The organism is Parabacteroides sp. KHUB-01, from assembly GCF_056640935.1.
The window spans coordinates 2968805-2990196 of record NZ_CM153256.1 but is presented as its reverse complement, the minus strand read 5'-3'; the positions used below and the strand labels follow the sequence as shown (position 1 = coordinate 2990196).

Genomic DNA, 21392 nt, shown 5'->3' with positions numbered 1-21392 from the left:
AGATTATGCGAAGTACATTTAAGGTGCTGTTCTACGTGAACGGAAGCAAGGAGAAAAACGGTATTGTCCCTATTATGGGACGAGTTACAATCAATGGCTCGGTGGCACAATTCAGTTGCAAACTGACCATTGCAAAAACAATGTGGGATGCCAAAGGCAATCGAGCCAAAGGCAAGAGCAAAGAATCAAGAGACATCAATTTGGCTTTGGATAACATCAAGGCTCAAATCATCAAGCATTATCAACGCATCTCGGATAGAGAAGCCTATGTTACTGCCGAAATGGTACGCAATGCCTATCAAGGAATAGGAACAGAGTATGAAACACTGCTCGGTGCATTTGATAAAGATAACGAGAGTTTCAAGAAGCGTATCGACATAGACCGTGCAGCAAGTTCCTACAAGGTGCGTGTAAGGTCACGAAACCATTTGGCTGCATTCATTAAGAAATGCTACAAGCGTAGTGATATTTCTATGCTTGAACTTACTCCCGATTTTATCAAGGAGTATGAAATCTATCTCTCTACCGATGCAGGTTTGCATAATGGTAGTGTATGGTCACATTGTATGTGGTTGAAGACAATTGTTTCAAAAGCACATTACAACGGACTGACACCACGAAATCCATTCGCTCAGTATCGGGTAAATCAGAACATCAAGGAGCGACAATATCTTACAGAAGATGAAATCAAGGCTGTAATGACACATGAGTTTGCGGATAAGAAGTTGGCTTATATCCGAGACCTGTTCGTGTTTGCAAGTTTTACAGCCTTATCGTTTGTGGATATTAAGGAACTGACCACCGATGATATTGTAGAGATTAACGGAGAGAAATGGATTCTATCCACGCGACACAAAACAAAGGTCAATTTCCAAGTGAAGTTGCTTGATATTCCATTACAGATAATCAAGCGTTATGAGAGGTTTCAAGAGAACAAACTCGTATTCCCAAATCTTAACTATTGGAACATCTGTAAACCACTGAAAAAGATGATAAAAGAGTGCGGTATTACGAAGGATATTTCCTTCCATTGCAGTCGCCATGGGTTCGCTACGCTTGCTCTCAGCAAGGGGGTTCCCATTGAAAGTGTCAGCCGAGTATTGGGGCATACGAACATAACCACGACACAAAAGTATGCAAAGATTACCACCGAGAAAATTGACAAGGATTTGACTATGTTCGGCAACAGACTTAATCAGTCGTTTAGTGAAATCTCAATAGCAATGTAACTATGGAACGAGCAATTATAACAATCAGTGAAAACGGTAGAGTAAATATCCCAAGAGGTAATGTATGGATGTCAGAAATGGAATTGGTGGATTTGTTCGGGGTGATAGCCCCGACACTACGAGCCGCTATCAGAGCGATATACAAGAGTGGAACATTTAACCCTGCAACTACCCAGCGATGCGATTTAGCCACTCCTGCAAGTTGGGCTACATTTTATAATCTTGAAGTGGTCGTTGCACTTGCATTTAGGCTGAATACATACGAAGCAAGTAAGGTTAGGCAAACAGTGTTGAAGTGTTTATGCCAGCGAAAAGAGAATGGGATTAGTCTGCTTATATCATTGCAAGGTATGGGACAGCAAATCTCTCCCAAAATGAGTTGTTGAATTACAGCTACAAAGGCGAAGCCTTGCTATTCTCACGAACGGCAAGGCTTCTTAGCTAATGTTTTATGTATATATATCTATCAAAGGGATGATAGAGTTTCATTATAGTTCTACAACCGAATAAAGGGTGTAGAACATAATAATTGCTTTAATAAACATTTTCACCATCAATTGTTACATTCAATCTTTCTGCTGGCATTGAGTTTTTATTTCCCCAAAGAGTAGTTCCTGTATTGAAACCCTCGTTATTAATCTCATAACCATTAACAGTTGTTCCAGAGACTGTTACATTGTATGTTGGAGTCGCGCCATATGGAGCATCACCTATTTCAATAGCGGCTTTCTTGCTTGTCAAACCTCCATTATCGTTGAAAATGCAACTTTTCACAGTCAAATTGACAGTGTTAGTTCCTTCTTGGTAAAGAAGGAGTGCTTTACCATCTGAGTTAAATGTACATCTGTCAAATTCCATATTTTTTGCTCCCCAAGTCCAAATATTGTAAACATCACCAGACACATTAAAAGTACAGTTCTCAAACTCGCTGTCACCATAAAGTGTGTATGTGCCATTGATTACACAATTCTTGTAAGTGCCGTTACAACGAGCATAGCCAATATAAGTTGAGCTGTTTGTTGTAATAGTAATACTTTCGAAAGTGACTGTAGAACCATCGAAAGCATAGTCGCAGTTTTCACCACCTGTACCAACTTTAGTAACAGCTACCTTTACATCCTTTGGATTTCCTGTACCCTTAATGGTTAAAGTTTTACCCTTTGCAGTTGATGGTATTATATAGTCGCCTGCTGCCAAATAGATGGTAGCATTATCTCCAATAGTTGCATTTGCTAATTCCTCTGTTGAAGCGGCACCGATAACAGCATTATCACCTTCAACTTTCATAAGAGCTCCATTTACAACTACCTTATTAGCATTAGCTTTAGCATCTTCATCAACCCATACCGCAAAAACCTTGTCTGCTGTAACATTAGAGATATCGATGTCTGAAACAGTAATATCAGCACCTTCAACAGACTTAACCATGATAGCAGCCTTCTTGGCAGTCTTAAATGTAGAGTTGCTGATGTCCAAAGTAACCTTTGCAGGAGCACCTACATACTGCTCATCAATCTTGATACCACGACCAGAAGTATTTATTTTCAAGTTATCAACTTTTACAGTCTGGCCTTTTGCTGAAATCCAAAGTGCATAATAGTCACCTGTACCATTGATAGTTACATAGTTCATAGTAACAGACTTACCAGCGTTAGTTAATGCAACCTCTTTATTGAAAGTAACATTTTCAATAACATAGTTACAGTTGGCAAAAGTCACATCGTTGATGTTCCATGTAGTAGCACTATTACCAGTACTTGTCACTGTACCATTTTTGATAGTGATGGTAGCATCAGGATTATTGGCACCAATTGCTGACATATAACTTGTGGTGAAGTTAAGCGTCTTGCCGTTCAAGTCAATTGTGATATTCTTTGTATCTGCACCACCCAACTTATATTCACCGCTACCAGAAGTCTGAGAGCCAAGAGAAGAGATAGGTAGGTCAACATCTGCACCCAAAACAACCAAAATATCTTCTTCATTAGCTGTAAGAGCAGCAGCCAAAGCTTGGGCATCTGATTTAACCTCCGAAGTTGGAGCATCTACGTTGATGTCACCATCAAAGATAGGATTAATTCGTATATTGAACTCGATGTTTCCTGTCAAAATCTGACCAAGAATATTTGTTCTCCAGTTACGTTGTACAGGAACACTATTCAAGCCATCGCCAAAAGTAATTTCATTACCACTCTTCGGAGAGAATGTGTACTGAAGACTTTCTAAAGCGTCTCTTTCATCACCTAATACACCGTTTCCGCTATCAGCATTACGGTCTGCAACTAAGATATAACTCATAGAAAGCCATTTATATTTTTCATTTTCATCATCATAATCCTTATCTCCATTCAAATCAACCTTCAAATCTTCATTAGGGATTGTGTTTGACAAATATGAAACTTCCACATCAGTTGTCTCATCTCCAACTTCACCTGTAAGCAGGTTGATAGAAGTTGCTGCATCCTTGATAACAACTGAAGATTTTTCAATTTCTATACCTGATTTAACGGCAGCTTCCCAGTCGGTCTTGTAAACACCAACATTAATTTGAGCAAAAGGACGCTTCAATTCTACATCAATAGTCTGATTACCACTTACTGTAAATTCAACTGTTTTAAAGAATGCATCACGAACATCATTGTTGTTTGTTGCTTGATTATAGCTGACTTCAACATTTGTTAAGTCTGTTGTTGTATATGCATTACAATTTGGATTCTGTGCCCAGAAAGCAACTTGATAGGTCTGACCTTTAGCAAGAGTTACAGATACAGTTTCTGTAAGTCCACCGTCAAATGCTTCTGTATCTACAAACTGACCTTCGTTATTAGAGCCTACAACATTCTGCAAAACAGGAGTTCCATCTGCATTGAGTTTGTAAACTGCATAAACCAACTTCTTCGCACCTGTACCATCACTGATGGCAGCACGGGTAGCAATACCACCTTCAAGGCCAAGCGAGAACGTCACCTGAGCCTCATTTCCTGACTGAACTACATCCAGTTCGTCATTCGAACACGATGTTGCGAGCAACATACCAGCTGCTGCGAACATACCTAAGAATAATTTCTTGTTCATCTTTGAAAAATTTAATTGTTATACAAATAGTTATTTTGATTTTCTTGTTTCTTAATGTTTGCCACATCCCTTGTGGATGTCGCACCCATTGTCGAGGGCTGTTCTGCATAGGCAGAACCGAGTATTATCATCAATCTGTTGTTTCCTGCTGATGCAGGGTAAAGGTCTCGGAACTGTTCCTCACCTTTGCGGTGTTAGCTTGTTTGTTCTTTTATGTTCGGCTTTTAACTCGTTATTAGGGTTATACTTATATTGAAAATCTCTTATTCTGTTGGTGTGAAATTTCCTGCAATGTTGCTTCTTTGGTTTGCCTCTATCTCTACCTGTGGAAATTCCACCATTTTGCTGTTATTGCCATCAGTCAAAGTCAATTTGGCAGAAATATTTGTGGCTGTGGTCGGAGCAAATACATAGCCCATAGCGAGGTAGTTATATTCCGTACCATCAGCCGAGAATGTCTCAGTTGTGGTCTCGTTGATATTCCAAGTAAATTCAGCTGCTCCACTTACGGTATTGGTGAATGGGTGGAATGTCTTGGGAGCACCACTTGCAGTAAATGTAGCTTGCATCGGTGTCCCTGTAGTACCTACATTGATTTGAGCCAATGGACGGACAAGTTCAACGGGATAACTACAATCCCCTGTAATGGTAATATCTTCCATTGTGGCGAAAAATGCGTCTGCGGCTTCTGCCTCAGAGAATGTAATCGGATTGGGCAGAGTATTCATTTCAATGGCGGTCAGATCATCTATATTGTAGATATTCTGATTGCCATCATACGCCCAAAAGACAAAACTGTATGTCTGCTCCTGAGCCAATGTTAGCTGCACATCTATCGAAGTATCGTTTATCGGGAACGATTGGCGGTCTATTTCATAATAGTTCCAACTGCCTCCGCTGTTGTTATGCACATCGGCAACACCCTTTTTGAATATGCCGACCACAAGGGTATTTACCTGTTCCGCTTTACCGAATGAACGGGTACGGGTGTCAGTTGGAAGTGTGGCTGTGAAACTCACCTGAACATCGCCCACATCGTGCAATTCATCCGAACAGGATTGTATGCCTATCATAGTCAAGGCAAGCATCGCCAATATCTGTATGTTATGTAGTAGATTCTTCATTATGTCTATCTGTTATGGGAAAATAAGGTTATGGTCTCCGTCAAAGTCGGGATTGATGGTTACACCTCCCGAAGCCTCCGACATAAGGAACATACCTGTCATTATGGTATGGTGGCTACGTTTGAGCGGTACCTCTATCGGCTCGGTCAAGGAGAGTTGTGTACCCTCATTGTCATAGATACCTATCTGCACGGTTACAGCCGACTTCTTGCCGTTCACAAACACATAGTCAAATCCCATCGTTGCCTCCGATTCGGAGAGCTTTCTCAATGTGGATTCAAACATCACTCCCGTAGAGGAGTCCACAGGCTTGTCGGTATTCATACTGTAAGTATCGGGCATAAATCCTACATAGTAGAACACCACCTTGTAATCCTCGATGTTTACGGCTCTTGTCTGGGTATCATCTGTTGATGCAGCCTTGTTTCCGTTGGCTTTCGAAGCGACACGTACAGATTCCTTGTCTATAAACTCCACCACATCGTTTGTTACGAACTCAAATTTGGCAAGAGGACGCTGCATCGCAATATCCAATGTATCGGGCAAATGCTCCATAATATCCGCTACAAGGGAAATGTTGTTTGAGCCTCGGAAGGCATCCCGATAGTCATTATTACCCTTGTGGTCGCCTTGCAGTCTGATTTCCGCAAAGTTGTCTGCATTGTGGAAATGGCTGTCACCGCTTGTCTGCACCAAGTCCGACCATACCATCACATTGTAGTTGCCGGGCAAGAGGTCGAGCGTGACTTCGTGGTCATAACCCTCTGATATATCTTTCGTGAATACGAACTCCTGTGTGTAGTCCGATGTGGTACGCATTTTCTCCGACACGGGATAGGTGCGGACAATGTAACGTATTTTGCCATAATCACGATGATTGTCGTATGTCTCGCCATATCCCTGCTCAATGACCGATGTCCCATCATACAGATGTTCCCATTCGGTCATATCTGTTTCATAATTGAGGCGAAGATGCATTTTTACAAACTCCGGTGTTTCAGGCCATTCGTGAACATCACAAGCCGAAAGAAGCAATATCGGCAAGCATACAATAAGGTATAGAATCTTTCTCATCGCTTGCCTCCTTTCTTCTTTAAGTCAAACGAATAGGAGAACGATACCGCTGCTTGGTCGATACCCCAATAGGTCTTCTTGATGCTCTCTATCATCAGACCGTCTTTTGTGCGTGGAGTATTGTGGAACTTGTCGTAGTGATTTGAATATACTCCTGCTCCGAGTGAGAACTCCACCCTCCAACGGTTGTTCCTGCTGATAGGCAAGCGATAGCCTACACTTAAACCACCACCGATGGAGGGTGTTTCACGATTGTGGTCCTGATAGCGGTAATCACCGTCAAAGGCGAAATTGTAATAAGCCAGTCCGAAGTGTGCTCCTGCGAAGAATCCGTCATTCTCTTCCGACAGCCAATAGCGGAACTCAGGCTGTACGGCGAAGATGCGGAACTTGATGGTTGATTTGAAGTAGTCCCAAGCAGAGTAATAGACAGGGAGCGTAAACGACCAATGCTTTGCCAAGTCGATTTCCGCTGCGACATTGGCAATGCCCATTCCCAAGCCTATTGCATTGGTCTTCAAATGGAGTTTGCGGCTCCATCCCTCCACTTCGGGAATAACCGTTTCTACAATAGCCGTTGTGTCGGGTACAATTTCCACAACTTCAACTATTGGCTCTATCGTAATGGTATCAGGTACGATTACAGGCACTTGTATGGGTGGCAACTCTTTCTTGTAGGTTACGAATACCGCACACGCATTTCGCATCTGTTCGAAGAAAAGCTTGTTCATCTGCTGCCATACCTTGCCACCGTCCAATGCTCTCAATTTTACGACACGGTTGTCGATATGCGTATTCGGGTGATGATAGTCCACCAATCGGGCTTCTTCCTCCAAGATGGCAATTACTTCATCCTTACGGATAAGTCCCGAATCCTCAATCTGCGATTTGAGATAATCCCACGGGATATAGCTGTCATTATAGGTAATAAGGCTGTCGGGAATATCCACCTCACTGCGGATGAACTTTTCAAGTGCCGAGAGACGACCTTGTGCCAACTTGCGGTTGAGTTGATAACTGCCTTCGGGAGAAGCTGCTCCGCAGAAGGATACTTCAATGATGTTGATTGTACTGTCTTGGCGTATAGTTCGTAGGAACTCCAACATCTCCTGCATACGGGCGGCATTGTCCGAATAGGCGGAGTCTATGACAGTACTGTTCACACGGAAGTCAATACAGATTTCCGTGTGTCTCTCTTGCGAATGCGCAATACCTACACCAAACAGCAAGAGAATCAGTGTTATACAATATTTCTTAATGCGCATAAATCAGAATAATAGGTCTCTTCTCTTTGGAAGAGTGATTTATGCGACATACTGCTATTGATTACGAGTAGGTTATTTGAACAGTCACGACATAATTTGCTCAACAATCCACATTGCCACTAAACAAAATCTGAATCGAGCATAACATTTTTTAGTGTAAATTGGTGCTATTTGCCGAAAAATGTGTAATTTTGCATCGGTAATCATTTCTCTTCCAAAGAGATAAGTTCTCTCTTCCAAAGAGACCTTTCATTCGCTCAACAATCTATTCTGCTCTGCACCTTCAACATCAGCCCTATTCTTTTGGCTCTTACGGCTTATTGTGTCTTGACTTTATAATTTCAGGAGTATATTTATAGAGATATTTACGGAAAGAATGGATGTTAAGTCCAAATCGTTCAGCAATATCCTTCATCGTATCTGTGCCGTTTTTCAGACATTCGATAGCAGCCGCATATTTATCTGCCGTCTTTTGTTTCCTAAGTATCTGCTTGCGTTCCGTCTTACGATGAAGCAGTTCGGGATACTTGCTCTTTATGTAAGTTCTGAAATATTCATTGTAGCCACACTCGTCCATCACGGCATGGATAGTGGCGTTCCCTGATTTCAACTTTTCTATCCCTTCAGCAAACATCTGTTCACTGGATGCAAGCAACGAATTATGCTTTTCGATGGCTTCGGGATAGTTACGGCGTATAAAACCGCCTACACTATTATAGGTAAGTCCCAACCGTTTGGCAATGGATTTCAAGGACTCGGAAGTGGTTGCATAGATGCGTAGCGCCTCCGCATACTTTTCTGCACTACGATTGGAAACGACCTTACCGTCAGATGTCCTTATCATTCCACGGGCTGTAACCAATTCGGGATGATGCTCCCTGAGATACATCCTGAATGTTTCGGGATTCAGTCCAAATTCCGCTGCGACCTTTGCCGTTGGCAAATCGGTATTCTGTAATCTTTCGATTGCATTGGCATATTTCTCAGCAGAAGATTTTTTATAACGTTTGGTTTGCTCCAATGCCATACCTTCGTCAAAGCCACGTCTAAGAACCATCAGCTCGGGATGCCAAGTTCTCAAGTGGTAGCGGAAGCCACCGAGAGTTACCCCAACAATACGTACTATATCCTTTACATCCTTCGATGTTGTACGATACAGGTCTATAGCTTTCTCATATTTTTCAAGAGTTTCACGGTCTGGCTCACAGACAGTCCAATTTCCGTTACGCATACCTCTGACCTTTTGACCTGTTGCACGGATACGTTTCTCCTCCCTATTACGGGTAATTTGTGGGTAATAGGCTAAGATGTGTTCTCGCAAACCCGTGTAGGATACATTACAAGCCTCTGCAACCTCTTCAATGGTTTTATCGGATGATTGCAACATCTCAATGGCAGTAGCATACTCTTCCTTGCTCCACTTGCGTGCTCCATATTGCAGATTGACGGTTATTCCTATCCGTCTGCGTTCCTGTTCTCTGCGTGGTACGATATCGGGGTAATGTCTGCGAAGTTGGCTTGCCAAAGAGGAACAATCTACGTTGAAGATACGTGCTATCTGGGATATATTGTATTCAATATACTCCATACTGTCGCAAGCGGCAATGGCATCCTTGTATTTGTAATGGGCGGCAGTAGTTTGACCTTTCTTTCCTCTAAGTTTGACATTCTTAAATTCTGTAAGATTATGTCGTTTGAGGATTAGGTCACGGTGATGAGTGGAGAGGTAAGAACTGAACGCGGAAAAGCCGACCCCGGTCTGCTCGCATATTTGTTTTATGGAAAGACCGGTCTCTACATAGAGGGTAATTGCATCGCTATACTTTTCTCTGGTTTCGTGTCTAATTCCTCGTTGCTCTTTCAATTTTTGGTTGCCAATTTTTATGGGTTACTTAATTGGGGTAGGCAATCGTCAGGTTTACAAGTTCTTAATTCTATATAAAGAAGCAAAAGAGTAAACCTCTCTTGATAAGAGCAATTCATATTGTAGGTCTATTCTATGAATGAGTCTATTAGCAGGTTGATACATTGGAATTTGCTCAACAATAGACCTGTGGAGCAAAACAAAATGAAAATCAACCTGCTTTTTTAATTCCTTTTTTGGTTCCGATTATATTATTCTTCGTAAATTTGCAACGGTAATCATTTCTCTTATCAAGAGATTTTCTCGTTCGCTCAACACTCCTTCACTCATAGAGATTTCAATATCATACTGTTCGCCTTGTCGATGGCTACGGTATCCAATGATGCAAGGTAGATGCGTGTGGTGGCTTCCGAGTCGTGTCCCATACCTTCACTGATTACCGATAGCGGGACATTCTTACTCTTGGCGATGCTCGCCCAAGCGTGACGGGCAACATACAGAGTGAGCGAAACGGATAATCCCAACTCCTTACCGATGATTTTCAGGCAACGGTTGATATTGTGCGCTGCATAGATATATTGTTTGCGTTCGTCAATATCGTTGAAAGGCTTGATGATGGGCAACAGGTAATTGGATTGCGAAGTATCGTACTTATCCACAATCTCCTGCATACATTTCTCCCACTTGATGAAGAGTTGTTGTCCCGTCTTGCGTCTGCGATAGGAAAGCACACCATCCTGCAAATCCTTTTTTCGCAGGTATGCCATATCCACGAATGACATACCTCGGGTATAGAAACTCATAAGGAACATATCTCGGGCAAAGTCAAATGTCGGATTCATCGAAAAATCCAACTCTTTGATTTTCTTGATAACTTTCAATGGTACGGCTCGCTTGACGGTCTTATCCACTCCCGTATAGACGTGCTTGAACGGAAAGCGTTGTGAGGTAAGTCCCTTTTCTACGGCTCGATTATATACTGCTCTGAGATTACGCATATAGAAAGATGAAGAGTTGGGACTCACTCCGTTATTCTTCAAATATGCTTCGTATGCCATCATCATATCTGAATCCATATCATCCAAGGGCACATCTTTGTCCTCTCGGAAGCGTCTGAAACTGCATAGGGTCGCAGCGTATGTCTCCGATGTGCGTATCTTACCCAATGTTTTCAGATTTGAAATAACGCCCTCCATAAATGGAAAGAGAAAATTTGCAGGGTTATCCGATGCAAATTCCGCTATCACATCATCTGCGGTATAATCACAACCGCTATGCTCAAAATCAGCGATGACCTTCTGGAAATGCTTGACATCCATTCGGATTTTGTCACCAATCTCCGATAGATAGCGTTTTCTGCTCTCGTTGAACTTAGGTAAGACCACCTCCGAAGAGTGACTGTTCCACTCATAGCCGTAGAGACGGTAGCCCGTCTTTTGCTGACGGGCTACACGATTATGGATTACTTGATAGAAAATTGAGCCTTGTCCGCCATCAACCGTTGATGGTCGGAACTTAATCTTTACTGTTGCCATATTACAATCAGGGTTTTGATTTATTTTGTTTAACCTTACTATTATCCTGCTTGTTCTTAATGGATTTGGCTTTGCTCTCTTGTTCCTTGGCAGCCTGCGCCTTGAGCCTCGCTTGCTCGGCAAGGGCGGCTTGTTTGCGTACAGCCTCTTCATAGGTTTCTACATCCTCACGCATCTGCTCGATTGCTTTGGTATTGCGGTTGAGTTCAAAGATGTCCTCCAAAGTGGCTATCTGCTCTGCCGAGGCATCGCCTTTCATCTTGATGTAGCGATATTTGAGAGAGTCATCCTCTTCATCTTTATTTCGTTGCGACTCAAAGTAATATGCAGACGCTAAGAATGCGATGACAATAGTATTGAGTGTAAGCATAAACCAATCAAGTTTGGAATTGAAGTTTAAATTGAAATTATAGTCATTCTCTCTATGGAGAACTTTGGACTCCTCAATCATCGGTATAAGTGATGCTGTCAACTTTTTAAGGTTCTCAAACTCATTTTGAATGGCTACAAAATCGGGCTTATTCTTACCAGAAACACCCTTTACATTATCATTGACAACACCGAGATTTTCACTCAGAGTCTTTGTAAGTTCTTGAATCTTGCGTTCTGTGTACTTACAATTAGCACCTGTAGCATTTTCTACAAGAGCCTTAATTTCCTGAACTAAAGCGGTGTTGTCCACATTAGGAACTGTGGAATTACCCTCATTCGGTTGAAACTTTTGCAATTCAATTACTGCGGTTTCGATTCTCTCCAAGCATCCGTAGATGCCTTCCATAAACGACTCATTGTCGTTGTTATTAAAGTTTTTATTACTCATATCAATTTGTTTTAAGTGTGAAAAATTTGTTTGCTTAGAATCTTATTCTTTGATTCTTCTTTCGCTCCTTTTTCTTTTGCTTCTGCCAAGAAGGTGGTTGTTCATCTTCTGATGGTGCATCTGGAATATTCAGCAAGCCCAATCCATTGCTTTCAATAAGACTATCAGTAACGCTGTAATTTTGCACTATTTCTTGCCTTATCGGTTTCTGTTTAGGCTCAATCTCTGTCTGTGCTTGTGGCTTATCCCATATCAATTGCGCTCTTAATTTCTCAAAAGAGAACTGACGGCTGATTTGAGAAGCCTTAAATGTTAGACCATCTTTTTGGAATCGTATGCCTTGAACATCCTCAAAAGCACGAGTACCTTTTCGCCTAAATACAAACTCCAAGAGAATACCTCTGCGTTTCAACTCCTCATTGAACTCTCCCCAAGTACGGCTTCGTTTCAAAGCAGCCTTAACAGCATTATGAATCTCATACTTCACCCGTTCAGGATCGTGGAGTTTCGGCACATTGGTCTTGCTCTTATCCTCTGCGTAGGTCAATCCGTACTTGTCTTTTAGTTTCTTCGTGGCAATCTCATTACGCTTAAAATCGTTCTGTGAGGAGATTACTTTGCCATCGTAGTTTATGCGATTATATACCAAATGACAATGCGGATTGTCGGTGTTATGATGCCTTACCAAGATGAATTGGGTATTCTTAATGCCCATCAATTCCATATACTCCAATGCGATTTTAGCCATAAACTCATCGTTTAATCGTGGTGCATCTTCGGGCTTAAAGCTCAGTGCAATATGTCCTAACAGTTGCTTAATCTTCGGATTTAAGAGGCATTGACAGTTGAAACTATCAATCATCTCCTTGTTTGTTCCGAGCAATACATCGTCCGATGCAATGATTTCAGCATCATCCTTTCCCATCACATAGCGTATGCATCCACCAAAGGATTTTCCCTTCTTGATTTTGCCTATCATCTGCACCTCCTTTCTTCGGCTTTGTAGTCGCTTAATACCTCCTTCAACTTGGCAAGCAGTTCCATCACTATATTCTTTGTGCGATAGAATCCCGTCTGATGCGACAGCTTTGTTAGCTGATTGAGATTGTTTGCCATACCCGTAAGGTTGCGGATTATGGCTGCATCCTCAGCCGAATGTTTGACTACTATGCGTGCTTCAAAAGCAGCATCTCGAATGTACTCGGCAAGTGTGCGATTGGCGTTCTTGCTACGATGGCGTAGCTTCTCATAGTCGGGCTTTGAGAACTTCACCGTTACCGATTTTGTGAGGCGTTTCAGAGTGCTTACCTGTGGTCTGCCTCTGGGCTTGGATTTCTGTGTTTTCTTATTATTCATCATTGCGATTTTTACTTGGTTATTGATTTTCAATTCTGCTTTTCACAATCTGCGACCATCGGGAGCGGATTGCCTCCACTTGGGAGTGGAGCGAGGTTTTTCGGGTGCAATGGCGGCTCGTCCGACATTTTTCGGCATCCCGAAAGATAACCTCGCTACACCCCAAGACTGAGGTCTTGCTGCTTCCACCGTCATTGACGGTTTTCGATTGCTGGGAGTGCTTTTTCTGATTTAGTTGCCGTAATGCAGTCCGTCCGAACTGCCGTTGGGCGGTAAGGTAGGCATTGAGGCATTACATCCCTTTCCAATGCTCGAAATCTTCTGAATAGAGTTCGATGTGATGACGGACGATGTTCTCCAACAGTCCCGACATACTCATTCTATCCTCACCGATTTTGCAGGCGAACTTATCGAGCGTCTTTCGCAACTTGCCACTGATGAATACCGGCTTTCGGTCTTCAATCTTGTAAGGTCGCATAAAGGTGTTGCGATACTCCTCCAACGAGAGCTTGCGTTGCTTGCTGCTCACTCTGCGTTGGATGGTCGGAGCCGATGGCTGTTGCTCTACTACATTGGTAGGAAGAACTTCATCAGTTTCCTCTGTAACGGAAGGCACTGCTTCCGTTTGTGCTTGCTCCGCTACTGATGGTAGAGGAAGTGGCTTGATGTTCTCAATAGAGAAATCCTCCAATGCGGCATCAATACTCTTCTTTCGACTCTCTTCTACTTGTGAGTTCTGCTCGGAAAAATCCAAACCTGTCATTTCCTGCAACTCTGTTTTACTTAAAGTCTGTTTTTTACTCATTTTTTGAATGGTTTTGAAAGTTAATACTATGGTCTTTGTGCACAATTTTGACCGATTATCTGTTGCAAAGAAAATATGCATACAATTCTACCACAACTAATTAGGTCTATATAGGCAATTATGAATTGTATTGCATTTAGGGGTGATTCGTAGGCAGTGCCGACTGCATAATTCTTCCCAAGTTGAACGGGTAATTATGGATTAGGACGAAATGCTTAATTGAGGAAATTAAGGGCTTAAATACGATAGCGGATAGACTGACTGCCGAAGTGTCGGGAGTTGGTCTATCCGCTATCCTGCTATCATAGAATCAACGACTATCCGTTTCGGCTGTTCGGGACACGAGTTTGTCAGACGGATAGGCATCGGTCTGACAAACGACAATGCCACGGACAAGATCCGAGACGGGTAGTCGCTTGGGGATATTCTTATATAATATTGGTTACAATGTGATGTATGCTTAAAAATGTATCATCATATACATCTAAAAGTGCCACGAACTGTGCCACATACTGCAACAGGCTCACCGTATGATTGAGGTGTGATAACTTATCTATTTCTTTGCCATCAGAAAACGGAACTGCGTATGAGAACAGAGCCTATTTCAATGGCTGAATATCGTGTCTGTGATGAAACGATATGACAAGGAATGACACCTGTTGTTAGTGCCATTGAAGTATAAAAATCTCTTCCTTATTTAGCAGTGCGAAACAAGAAAACAAGTGTAATAAATTAAAATAAAGCGTATGGATTTAATCATTTTTGAGCGAAAGGCATTCGAGGAATTTGCCACGAAGATTGAGCAGTTCATTCTGCGAGTATCAAACTCACCCATTGTCAAGAACGGGAAGAAAAAGACAAACAATTGGCTCGACCATCATGATGTTTGTCAGCGATTGAAGATAAGCAAGCGTACATTGCAGACCTTGCGTGATAACGGAACGCTTGCCTACACCAAAATCGGCAACCGCACATACTACCTGCCCGAAGATGTAGAGAGCATTGTAACAAAGGTCGAGGACAGACGAAAAGAAGCCAGATGGAAGGGACGAGAAATCTAATCGATGTATAACAATAAAACCATTTGAACTATGTATCAAGAGATGAAAACCAAAGATGATGCGTGGATGCAGTCCATTCACGAGAGTATCGACCAACTATCGGAGATTATTGATAGTATGCCAAAGGACGGGACAGCCTTACAGAACGATGATGAGTACCTATGCGACAAGGAGGTGGCGTATATGCTTAAAGTGAGCCGAAGAACATTGAGCGAATACCGAAGCAATGGGACATTGCCTTACTATGTTCTCGGTGGCAAAGTTCTATACAAGCGAAGTGAGATTGAGCAGGCATTGAAACGGGAGTACAACGGCAAGCACCTACTTAATAGCAGCGGATAAATCCCTTCTATATTTTTGGAGGGAGTGAAATTTACCGCTTGCCCTATATTCATCTGTTGCAAAATAACAGTGCCCTTATGGATAGAGACAAGAACAGCATACAAATGGGTTATCAATGTAAGAATCCTTTTGTATGCTGTCTGTTTATCTTTATCTACATTTTCGTCAGTCGCTCATTTCCGTTGCCGTCTGCATTTTTGAGTACAGACATTGAAAGGGGAAAGGTTTTCGGGGTGAATACTCTCCGTAGGAGGAAGATTCTGACCGAAACGGCTTGCCGCCCGACCTTTCAACTTTCAAGGGCTGATGTACTACCTTCGCAGACGAGCAAAGGAAAGGGGCGACTGACGGAATCGGAAAACTCATATATCGCAGATTGATGATAGACCAAATCAAATTTTATCCTGCAATAATGAAAAGTGCACCGTCCTTTTGCTCGTTCATAAAAAAGTTGTACCTTTGTTCCAAGATGAGTTGTACATCAATGCAAATCATGCAAGTATGTAGAAATCAGAACAGTTGCCAACTCATTACCTCGTTCTTGAACTTTCCGCATAAACTTTTTATTCTTAGCGGATTATGAGATTATTCCAAATATAGCAATTATTTTTAGTGCTACCGGAACATTTTCAATGTCCCTTTCTTATAAAATTATGTATTGAAAATATTGTACCAAAAAAATCTTGCAACAGCCAAAGCAAGAAGCAAAACTTTTATTTTCAACACATTTACGACCAATACATTATTTTTCTCTTCAACTTATGAATTTATCACTATGAGTAAAAAATCCACAATTATGTAGAACTACTATGATTATAATGCAAAATTACACAAAAGCCTCCACATAACTATTAATACTTTCTCCTTCATTGCATTCTTTTATATAACTTTATTGAAGTTTCGCAAGCCCAATAAACAGTTTACAAAAATTAAGTACATCTGTTTTCAATAAATTAAGAATGAAACTTCTTTTTCATCCGGATGAAAATAAAATTTCATCCGGGTGGAAAAATATTTTCACCCTAATGAAAAATTTTTTTCATCAGAGGGAAAAAGCTTGAAATACTAATATTGAAGATATGTTTTATAAATACAAATATTATCTCCTTTCTTATTTTTTCATCCCCACTTATTGTCATATAAACAATTTCACAAAATTGTATTTTACAACAAGATAAATCGCATTTAAAAGAAACTTTTTTGTCACGACCAATAAAAAATGTATATTTGCAGCCATAAACTAAAACACCTAAAATCATTAAACAATAAAAATGAAATTAACATCTATCATTGCCTGCTCTATCCTTGGAGTAGCAACTATGGCTAACGCAGCCACAACTAAATCAAAAATCTATCAGAAAGGATGGATAGATTTCAACAAGAATAATAAAAAAGATATTTATGAAGATCCTAAACAACCTGTAGAAAAACGTGTTGACGATTTGATGCAGCAAATGACCCTCGAAGAAAAAGTTGGTCAGCTACTCAACGAATTCGGATGGCCTTTATATGAAAGGAATGGTAAGAATATTAAACTTACAGAGGATGCTCATAAGGTTGTTGTGGAACATGGCACAGGTAGCCTTTGGGGATTTATGCGTGCCGACCCTTGGACTCAAAAGACACTGAAAAGCGGACTTAATCCACAATACGCAATTGAAGCTAGCAATATGCTACAAAAATATTGCATTGAAAATACCAGATTAGGAATACCAATGCTTTTAGCTGAAGAATGCCCTCACGGACATATGGCTATCGGAGCAACTGCTTTCCCAACAGGAATTGGTCAGGCTTCAACATGGAATCCGGATTTGATGCGACAACTGGGAGAAGCTCAAGCTAAAGAAGTGAGAAAACAAGGTGGACATATCGGATATGGTCCGGTTGTAGACCTGGCTCGCGACCCAAGATGGTCGAGAGTTGAAGAAGGCTTTGGGGAAGACACTTACCTTGCAGGAGAAATTGGCAAAGCTGTCGTTGAAGGTATGCAGAACAATCCTGATTATCCGGTAATTTCAACTGTAAAACATTTCACTGCATACGGATGGACCGAAGGCGGACATAATGGAGGTGCTGCCCACATCGGAGAAAACGAGTTGAGAGAAGTTATTCTCCCTCCATTCCGTAAAGTTGTAGAAGCTGGGCTTTTGTCAATAATGACATCATACAACGAAATTGACGGTGTTCCTTGTACTGGCAACAAAGAACTTCTTACAGACATCTTGAAAAATGAATGGGGATTCAAAGGTTTTGTCGTTTCGGATTTGTTCTCTATCGATGGTATGACAGGACATGGAGTTGCAGCAAATCTTAAAGAAGCAGCAGAAATTGCATTCAACGCAGGTGTTGAATCAGACCTAGGCGGTCAGGCTTTCCGTCAACTTACCTCACTTGTAAAAGAAGGTAAAATACAGGAGAGCAAACTGGATGATGCAGTAAGAAAGCTCCTGACTCTGAAATTCAATATGAATCTGTTTGATAATCCAATCTTGGATACAAAAAATTATCTGACAGAAAACGAAAGAAACGAACACAGAGCTTTGGCAAGAGAAGTTGCACGCCAGTCTGTTATTCTTCTGAAAAACGACAACAATGTTTTGCCGCTTAACAAGGAGATAAAATCTATTGCCGTTATCGGTCCGAATGCAAACACTCCTTATAATATGTTGGGTGATTACACTGCTCCACAGGCTGAAGGTTCGGTTATCACTGTTTTGGAAGGAGTTCGTAAAGCTGTTTCAGCAAACACCGAAGTAAACTACGCAAGAGGTTGTGCTATCCGCGATATGTCAAATGAAGGTTTTGCTGAAGCTGAAGCTGTTGCCAAGAAAAGTGATGCTATTGTACTGGTTCTTGGTGGTTCAAGTGCGAGAGATTTCTCTGCAGAATTCGAAGCGACAGGTGCTGCAAAAGCCAGCAAAAACGAACTGAGCGATATGGATAGCGGCGAAGGTAACGACCGCTGCACACTTGACCTTCTCGGAAGACAAAATGAGCTGTTGGAACTTATGAAATCAACTGGTAAACCTTTGGTTGTTGTTCTTATTAAAGGAAGACCTCTTGCAATCAATGAATGTGAGGAAAAAGCTGATGCTATACTTGATGCATGGTATCCGGGTGAAGAAGGAGGAAATGCAATCGCTGATGTTCTGTTTGGAGACTATAATCCTGCAGGAAGATTAGCTATTTCAGTTCCTAAGAATGTTGGTCAGCTTCCAGTATTCTACAACCCTAAGCGTGGCGCTAACCGACGTGATTATATCGAAGGTGATGCAAAACCTCTATATCCGTTTGGTTATGGTTTGAGTTATACAACTTTTGCTTATGATAAAATGGAAGTTATTCCTAGCGAAACAAATATCAAAGTTCGCGTATCAGTAAAAAACACAGGAAAAGTTGATGGTGACGAAGTTGTACAGGTTTATGTAAAAGATGTTGTTGCATCACACAGCACTCCTGTGAAGCAACTTAAAGCCTTCAAACGTGTGAATATCAAAGCTGGCGAAACAAAAGACGTCGAACTATTCATTGATAAAAAAGAACTTGAAATATATCAGGGCGAAGGCAAATGGAAATTGGAACCTGGAGATTTTGTTATTATGGCAGGTAATTCTTCAGAATCTTTGCCTCTTAAAGAGACTATTACTCTTTAATTAGTAAAAGTTCCTCTTCGTTCTTGAAGTTTGCATTAAAATACAGAGATTTGACGCAGATATTCATTTATAAAGAAAAATTTGTAATTTTGGCAAACCTAAAAACAAACATGTATAAAATGAAACTATATAATTTTGATGAAATAATAGAACGAAGAGGAACTTCCTGCGTTAAATATGACGGTCTGCAGGAAAACTTCGGGAATAAAGACCTGATTCCTCTATGGGTTGCAGATATGGATTTTGCAACTCCTGATTTTATTGTTGACGCATTGAAAAAAAGATGCGAGCATCCGATATTCGGATATACATTGGCAAGTGACGAATATTATAATTGTATAATCGACTGGGTAAACTACAAACATAACTGGAAAATAAAGAAAGAATGGCTAAGCTATATTCCTGGTATTGTAAAAGGTATAGGATTTGTTGTCCAGTGCTTCACAAAACCTGGAGATAAAGTAATCATACAGCCACCAGTATATCATCCATTCCGTATTGTCCCTACTGAGATGAAGAGAGAAATCGTCTTCAATCCATTGAAAGAGGTAAACGGTACATATGAAATGGACTTCGACCAGTTAGAATCTATAATTGACGACAAATGTAAAGTCCTCATTTTGTCAAATCCTCACAATCCCGGAGGAATTGTTTGGGGAAAAGACACATTGATAAAGCTTGCGGAAATATGCAAAAGACACAATATTCTTGTTATTTCCGATGAAATCCATTCTGAGCTAGCCTTTCCTCAGGCAAAACATCATCCGTTTGCTTCTGTTTCGGAAGATGCTGCAAACTGCAGTATAACATTCATGGCACCAAGCAAAACTTTCAACATTGCTGGAATCGTAAGTTCCTATTCTATTGTCCCTAATGAAGAGATAAGAAAAAAATTCTACTCATACCTTGAGTCCGGAGAATTCAATGCCGGAACTATATTTGCATATGAAGCAACAATCGCAGCCTACACTTATGGTGCAGAATGGTTACAACAGTTGCGTATGTATATCATGGAAAACATCAGGGTTGTAGATGAATATCTGAAAGCTCATATGCCGAAAATAAAAGTATTCCAGCCTCAAGCTTCTTTCTTGATTTGGTTGGATTGCCGCAATATGAATCTTTCTCAGGAAGAACTTAAAGATTTGTTCCAGAACAAGGCAGGTCTGGCATTGAACGACGGAAGCATCTTTGGTCCGGGCGGCGAAGGACATATGCGCCTGAACATTGGTTGTCCAAGAGCTACACTTGTTACTGCTTTGAAAGCTTTAGATAAAGCAGTGAACGGTAAATAATATAGAATACGGCTCGGCTGAATAATAACAAAACCTAAAACAAGTTTTTTATTTTGCTCTCCGCCAGCCTTTCGCTATATTTGTTGACACGAATATAGGATGCGGCTTGGCATAGCTAAATAGTAAAACGATGTTTTTCTATTTGGCTATGCTCTCGCCTTTCACTATATTTGTACGCAATGAAATAAGTCAAAAATTGACAGAGAAAATTTTATTAATTCCATAAACAACAATTTCATTATGAAAATTGCAGAAAACATGTACGTTGCAGTCACATATGATTTGAACGTAGGCGAAGGTGAAGAACGTGAATTGATGGAAAAGGCAACACGCGAAGTTCCTTTGAAATTCATATTCGGAACAGGAATGATGATTCCAGCTTTTGAAGCAGCTCTTTCAGGATTGGAAGTTGGTTCAAAATTCGATTTCACTATCGCTCCGGCTGATGCGTACGGAGAATATGACGAAAATCATGTATTGGATTTGCCAAAGAATATATTTGAAGTTGACGGCAAATTCGATTCAGAAATGATAAAAGAAGGAAACACTGTTCCTATGATGGATGCAGACGGAAACCGTTTGAACGGTTCTGTTCTTGAAGTTAAAGAAGATGTTGTTATTATGGACTTCAATCATCCGTTGGCAGGTGAAACTCTTCACTTCAGCGGCGAAGTAATTGATGTTCATGAAGCTACAGCTGAAGAAATTGCAGCTTTCGCAGCTCCAGCAGGCGGTTGTGGTTGCGGATGCGGTGATTGCGGTGGCGGTTGCGGAAGTGACAGCGAAGCTGGATGCGGTGGTGGTTGCAGTGGCTGCCATTAATAAGCATTTAGCACCAGATATTTGAGTAAAGTCCGCAAATGAACAGCATTGAACTTTTTCTGCTGTTATTTG

Annotated in this window: 18 protein-coding genes; 8 read left to right on the top strand and 10 right to left on the bottom strand. The window is 41.1% G+C overall.

The genetic code is table 11. The features are described 5' to 3' along the window. The first annotated feature begins 2 nt into the window (after positions 1-2). Positions 3-1229 carry a site-specific integrase gene (locus ACYIAR_RS12730; RefSeq protein WP_480333651.1) on the top strand — a complete coding sequence of 409 codons (1227 nt, stop codon included), beginning with the start codon at positions 3-5 and terminating at the stop codon, positions 1227-1229. A gap of 2 nt (positions 1230-1231) precedes the next feature. After that, the gene (locus ACYIAR_RS12725; RefSeq protein WP_480329934.1) at positions 1232-1615 is read left to right on the top strand and encodes a virulence RhuM family protein; all 384 of its coding nucleotides are present in this window, start codon (positions 1232-1234) and stop codon (positions 1613-1615) included. Positions 1616-1763: 148 nt separating this feature from the next. Here the strand turns inward: ACYIAR_RS12725 and ACYIAR_RS12720 are convergent, their stop codons facing one another. The 10 genes from ACYIAR_RS12720 to ACYIAR_RS12675 form a co-directional block, all read right to left on the bottom strand. Then, complete coding sequence (locus tag ACYIAR_RS12720; RefSeq protein WP_480329932.1) at positions 1764-4304, bottom strand: DUF6562 domain-containing protein; 2541 nt, start codon at positions 4302-4304, stop codon at positions 1764-1766. Between the two features lie 263 nt (positions 4305-4567). After that, the gene (locus ACYIAR_RS12715) at positions 4568-5428 is read right to left on the bottom strand and encodes a hypothetical protein (protein ID WP_480329930.1); all 861 of its coding nucleotides are present in this window, start codon (positions 5426-5428) and stop codon (positions 4568-4570) included. 12 nt (positions 5429-5440) lie between these two features. After that, a complete protein-coding gene (locus tag ACYIAR_RS12710; RefSeq protein WP_480329928.1) occupies positions 5441-6502 on the bottom strand; it encodes a DUF6562 domain-containing protein in 1062 nt (353 codons plus the stop codon). Next, the gene (locus tag ACYIAR_RS12705; RefSeq protein ID WP_480329926.1) at positions 6499-7767 is read right to left on the bottom strand and encodes a DUF3575 domain-containing protein; all 1269 of its coding nucleotides are present in this window, start codon (positions 7765-7767) and stop codon (positions 6499-6501) included. Before ACYIAR_RS12705 ends, ACYIAR_RS12710 begins: the two co-directional genes overlap by 4 nt. A gap of 310 nt (positions 7768-8077) precedes the next feature. Next, a complete protein-coding gene (locus ACYIAR_RS12700; RefSeq protein ID WP_480329924.1) occupies positions 8078-9631 on the bottom strand; it encodes a hypothetical protein in 1554 nt (517 codons plus the stop codon). Positions 9632-9957: 326 nt separating this feature from the next. Further along, entirely contained in the window at positions 9958-11166 is a 1209-nt protein-coding gene (locus ACYIAR_RS12695; protein WP_009037322.1) for a site-specific integrase, read from the bottom strand. Between the two features lie 7 nt (positions 11167-11173). Beyond that, positions 11174-11986 (bottom strand): hypothetical protein, encoded by an 813-nt coding sequence (locus ACYIAR_RS12690; RefSeq protein WP_050756847.1) that lies wholly within the window; start codon positions 11984-11986, stop codon positions 11174-11176. A 34-nt stretch (positions 11987-12020) separates the two neighbouring features. Beyond that, the gene (locus ACYIAR_RS12685; protein ID WP_480329921.1) at positions 12021-12965 is read right to left on the bottom strand and encodes a relaxase/mobilization nuclease domain-containing protein; all 945 of its coding nucleotides are present in this window, start codon (positions 12963-12965) and stop codon (positions 12021-12023) included. After that, the gene (locus ACYIAR_RS12680; protein WP_009037325.1) at positions 12962-13345 is read right to left on the bottom strand and encodes a plasmid mobilization protein; all 384 of its coding nucleotides are present in this window, start codon (positions 13343-13345) and stop codon (positions 12962-12964) included. The genes ACYIAR_RS12685 and ACYIAR_RS12680 overlap by 4 nt, the downstream gene beginning before the upstream one ends. 289 nt (positions 13346-13634) lie before the next feature. Continuing rightward, entirely contained in the window at positions 13635-14147 is a 513-nt protein-coding gene (locus ACYIAR_RS12675) for a DUF3408 domain-containing protein (protein WP_009037326.1), read from the bottom strand. 746 nt (positions 14148-14893) lie between these two features. On the opposite strand from ACYIAR_RS12675, the gene ACYIAR_RS12670 reads away from it, so the two are divergent. The 6 genes from ACYIAR_RS12670 (at position 14894) to ACYIAR_RS12645 (ending at position 21320) form a co-directional block, all read left to right on the top strand. Beyond that, on the top strand, positions 14894-15208 hold the full coding sequence (locus tag ACYIAR_RS12670; protein ID WP_272203532.1) for a helix-turn-helix domain-containing protein: 315 nt from the start codon (positions 14894-14896) through the stop codon (positions 15206-15208). A 30-nt stretch (positions 15209-15238) separates the two neighbouring features. Then, positions 15239-15550, top strand: coding sequence for a helix-turn-helix domain-containing protein (locus ACYIAR_RS12665; protein ID WP_480329918.1), 312 nt, complete (start codon positions 15239-15241; stop codon positions 15548-15550). A 77-nt stretch (positions 15551-15627) separates the two neighbouring features. Then, complete coding sequence (locus ACYIAR_RS12660; protein WP_480329916.1) at positions 15628-15930, top strand: hypothetical protein; 303 nt, start codon at positions 15628-15630, stop codon at positions 15928-15930. A 939-nt stretch (positions 15931-16869) separates the two neighbouring features. Next, entirely contained in the window at positions 16870-19203 is a 2334-nt protein-coding gene (locus ACYIAR_RS12655) for a glycoside hydrolase family 3 N-terminal domain-containing protein (RefSeq protein WP_480333649.1), read from the top strand. Between the two features lie 119 nt (positions 19204-19322). Continuing rightward, positions 19323-20498, top strand: a complete 1176-nt coding sequence (locus tag ACYIAR_RS12650) for a MalY/PatB family protein (protein WP_480329914.1) — start codon at positions 19323-19325, stop codon at positions 20496-20498. Between the two features lie 240 nt (positions 20499-20738). Next, positions 20739-21320: an FKBP-type peptidyl-prolyl cis-trans isomerase gene (locus tag ACYIAR_RS12645; protein ID WP_480329912.1), complete on the top strand. Its 582-nt coding sequence runs from the start codon at positions 20739-20741 to the stop codon at positions 21318-21320. Positions 21321-21392 lie beyond the last annotated feature (72 nt).

What these genes read in the sequence shown, in the direction of transcription:
- ACYIAR_RS12680 (WP_009037325.1), bottom strand. Translation starts at nt 13,345, where the DNA reads ATGATGAATAATAAGAAAACACAGAAATCCAAGCCCAGAGGCAGACCA.
- ACYIAR_RS12675 (WP_009037326.1), bottom strand. Translation starts at nt 14,147, where the DNA reads ATGAGTAAAAAACAGACTTTAAGTAAAACAGAGTTGCAGGAAATGACA.
- ACYIAR_RS12645 (WP_480329912.1), top strand. Translation starts at nt 20,739, where the DNA reads ATGAAAATTGCAGAAAACATGTACGTTGCAGTCACATATGATTTGAAC.
- ACYIAR_RS12715 (WP_480329930.1), bottom strand. Translation starts at nt 5,428, where the DNA reads ATGAAGAATCTACTACATAACATACAGATATTGGCGATGCTTGCCTTG.
- ACYIAR_RS12710 (WP_480329928.1), bottom strand. Translation starts at nt 6,502, where the DNA reads ATGAGAAAGATTCTATACCTTATTGTATGCTTGCCGATATTGCTTCTT.
- ACYIAR_RS12655 (WP_480333649.1), top strand. Translation starts at nt 16,870, where the DNA reads ATGGCTAACGCAGCCACAACTAAATCAAAAATCTATCAGAAAGGATGG.
- ACYIAR_RS12685 (WP_480329921.1), bottom strand. Translation starts at nt 12,965, where the DNA reads ATGATAGGCAAAATCAAGAAGGGAAAATCCTTTGGTGGATGCATACGC.
- ACYIAR_RS12695 (WP_009037322.1), bottom strand. Translation starts at nt 11,166, where the DNA reads ATGGCAACAGTAAAGATTAAGTTCCGACCATCAACGGTTGATGGCGGA.
- ACYIAR_RS12690 (WP_050756847.1), bottom strand. Translation starts at nt 11,986, where the DNA reads ATGAGTAATAAAAACTTTAATAACAACGACAATGAGTCGTTTATGGAA.
- ACYIAR_RS12720 (WP_480329932.1), bottom strand. Translation starts at nt 4,304, where the DNA reads ATGAACAAGAAATTATTCTTAGGTATGTTCGCAGCAGCTGGTATGTTG.
- ACYIAR_RS12725 (WP_480329934.1), top strand. Translation starts at nt 1,232, where the DNA reads ATGGAACGAGCAATTATAACAATCAGTGAAAACGGTAGAGTAAATATC.
- ACYIAR_RS12650 (WP_480329914.1), top strand. Translation starts at nt 19,323, where the DNA reads ATGAAACTATATAATTTTGATGAAATAATAGAACGAAGAGGAACTTCC.
- ACYIAR_RS12670 (WP_272203532.1), top strand. Translation starts at nt 14,894, where the DNA reads ATGGATTTAATCATTTTTGAGCGAAAGGCATTCGAGGAATTTGCCACG.
- ACYIAR_RS12665 (WP_480329918.1), top strand. Translation starts at nt 15,239, where the DNA reads ATGTATCAAGAGATGAAAACCAAAGATGATGCGTGGATGCAGTCCATT.
- ACYIAR_RS12705 (WP_480329926.1), bottom strand. Translation starts at nt 7,767, where the DNA reads ATGCGCATTAAGAAATATTGTATAACACTGATTCTCTTGCTGTTTGGT.
- ACYIAR_RS12660 (WP_480329916.1), top strand. Translation starts at nt 15,628, where the DNA reads ATGGATAGAGACAAGAACAGCATACAAATGGGTTATCAATGTAAGAAT.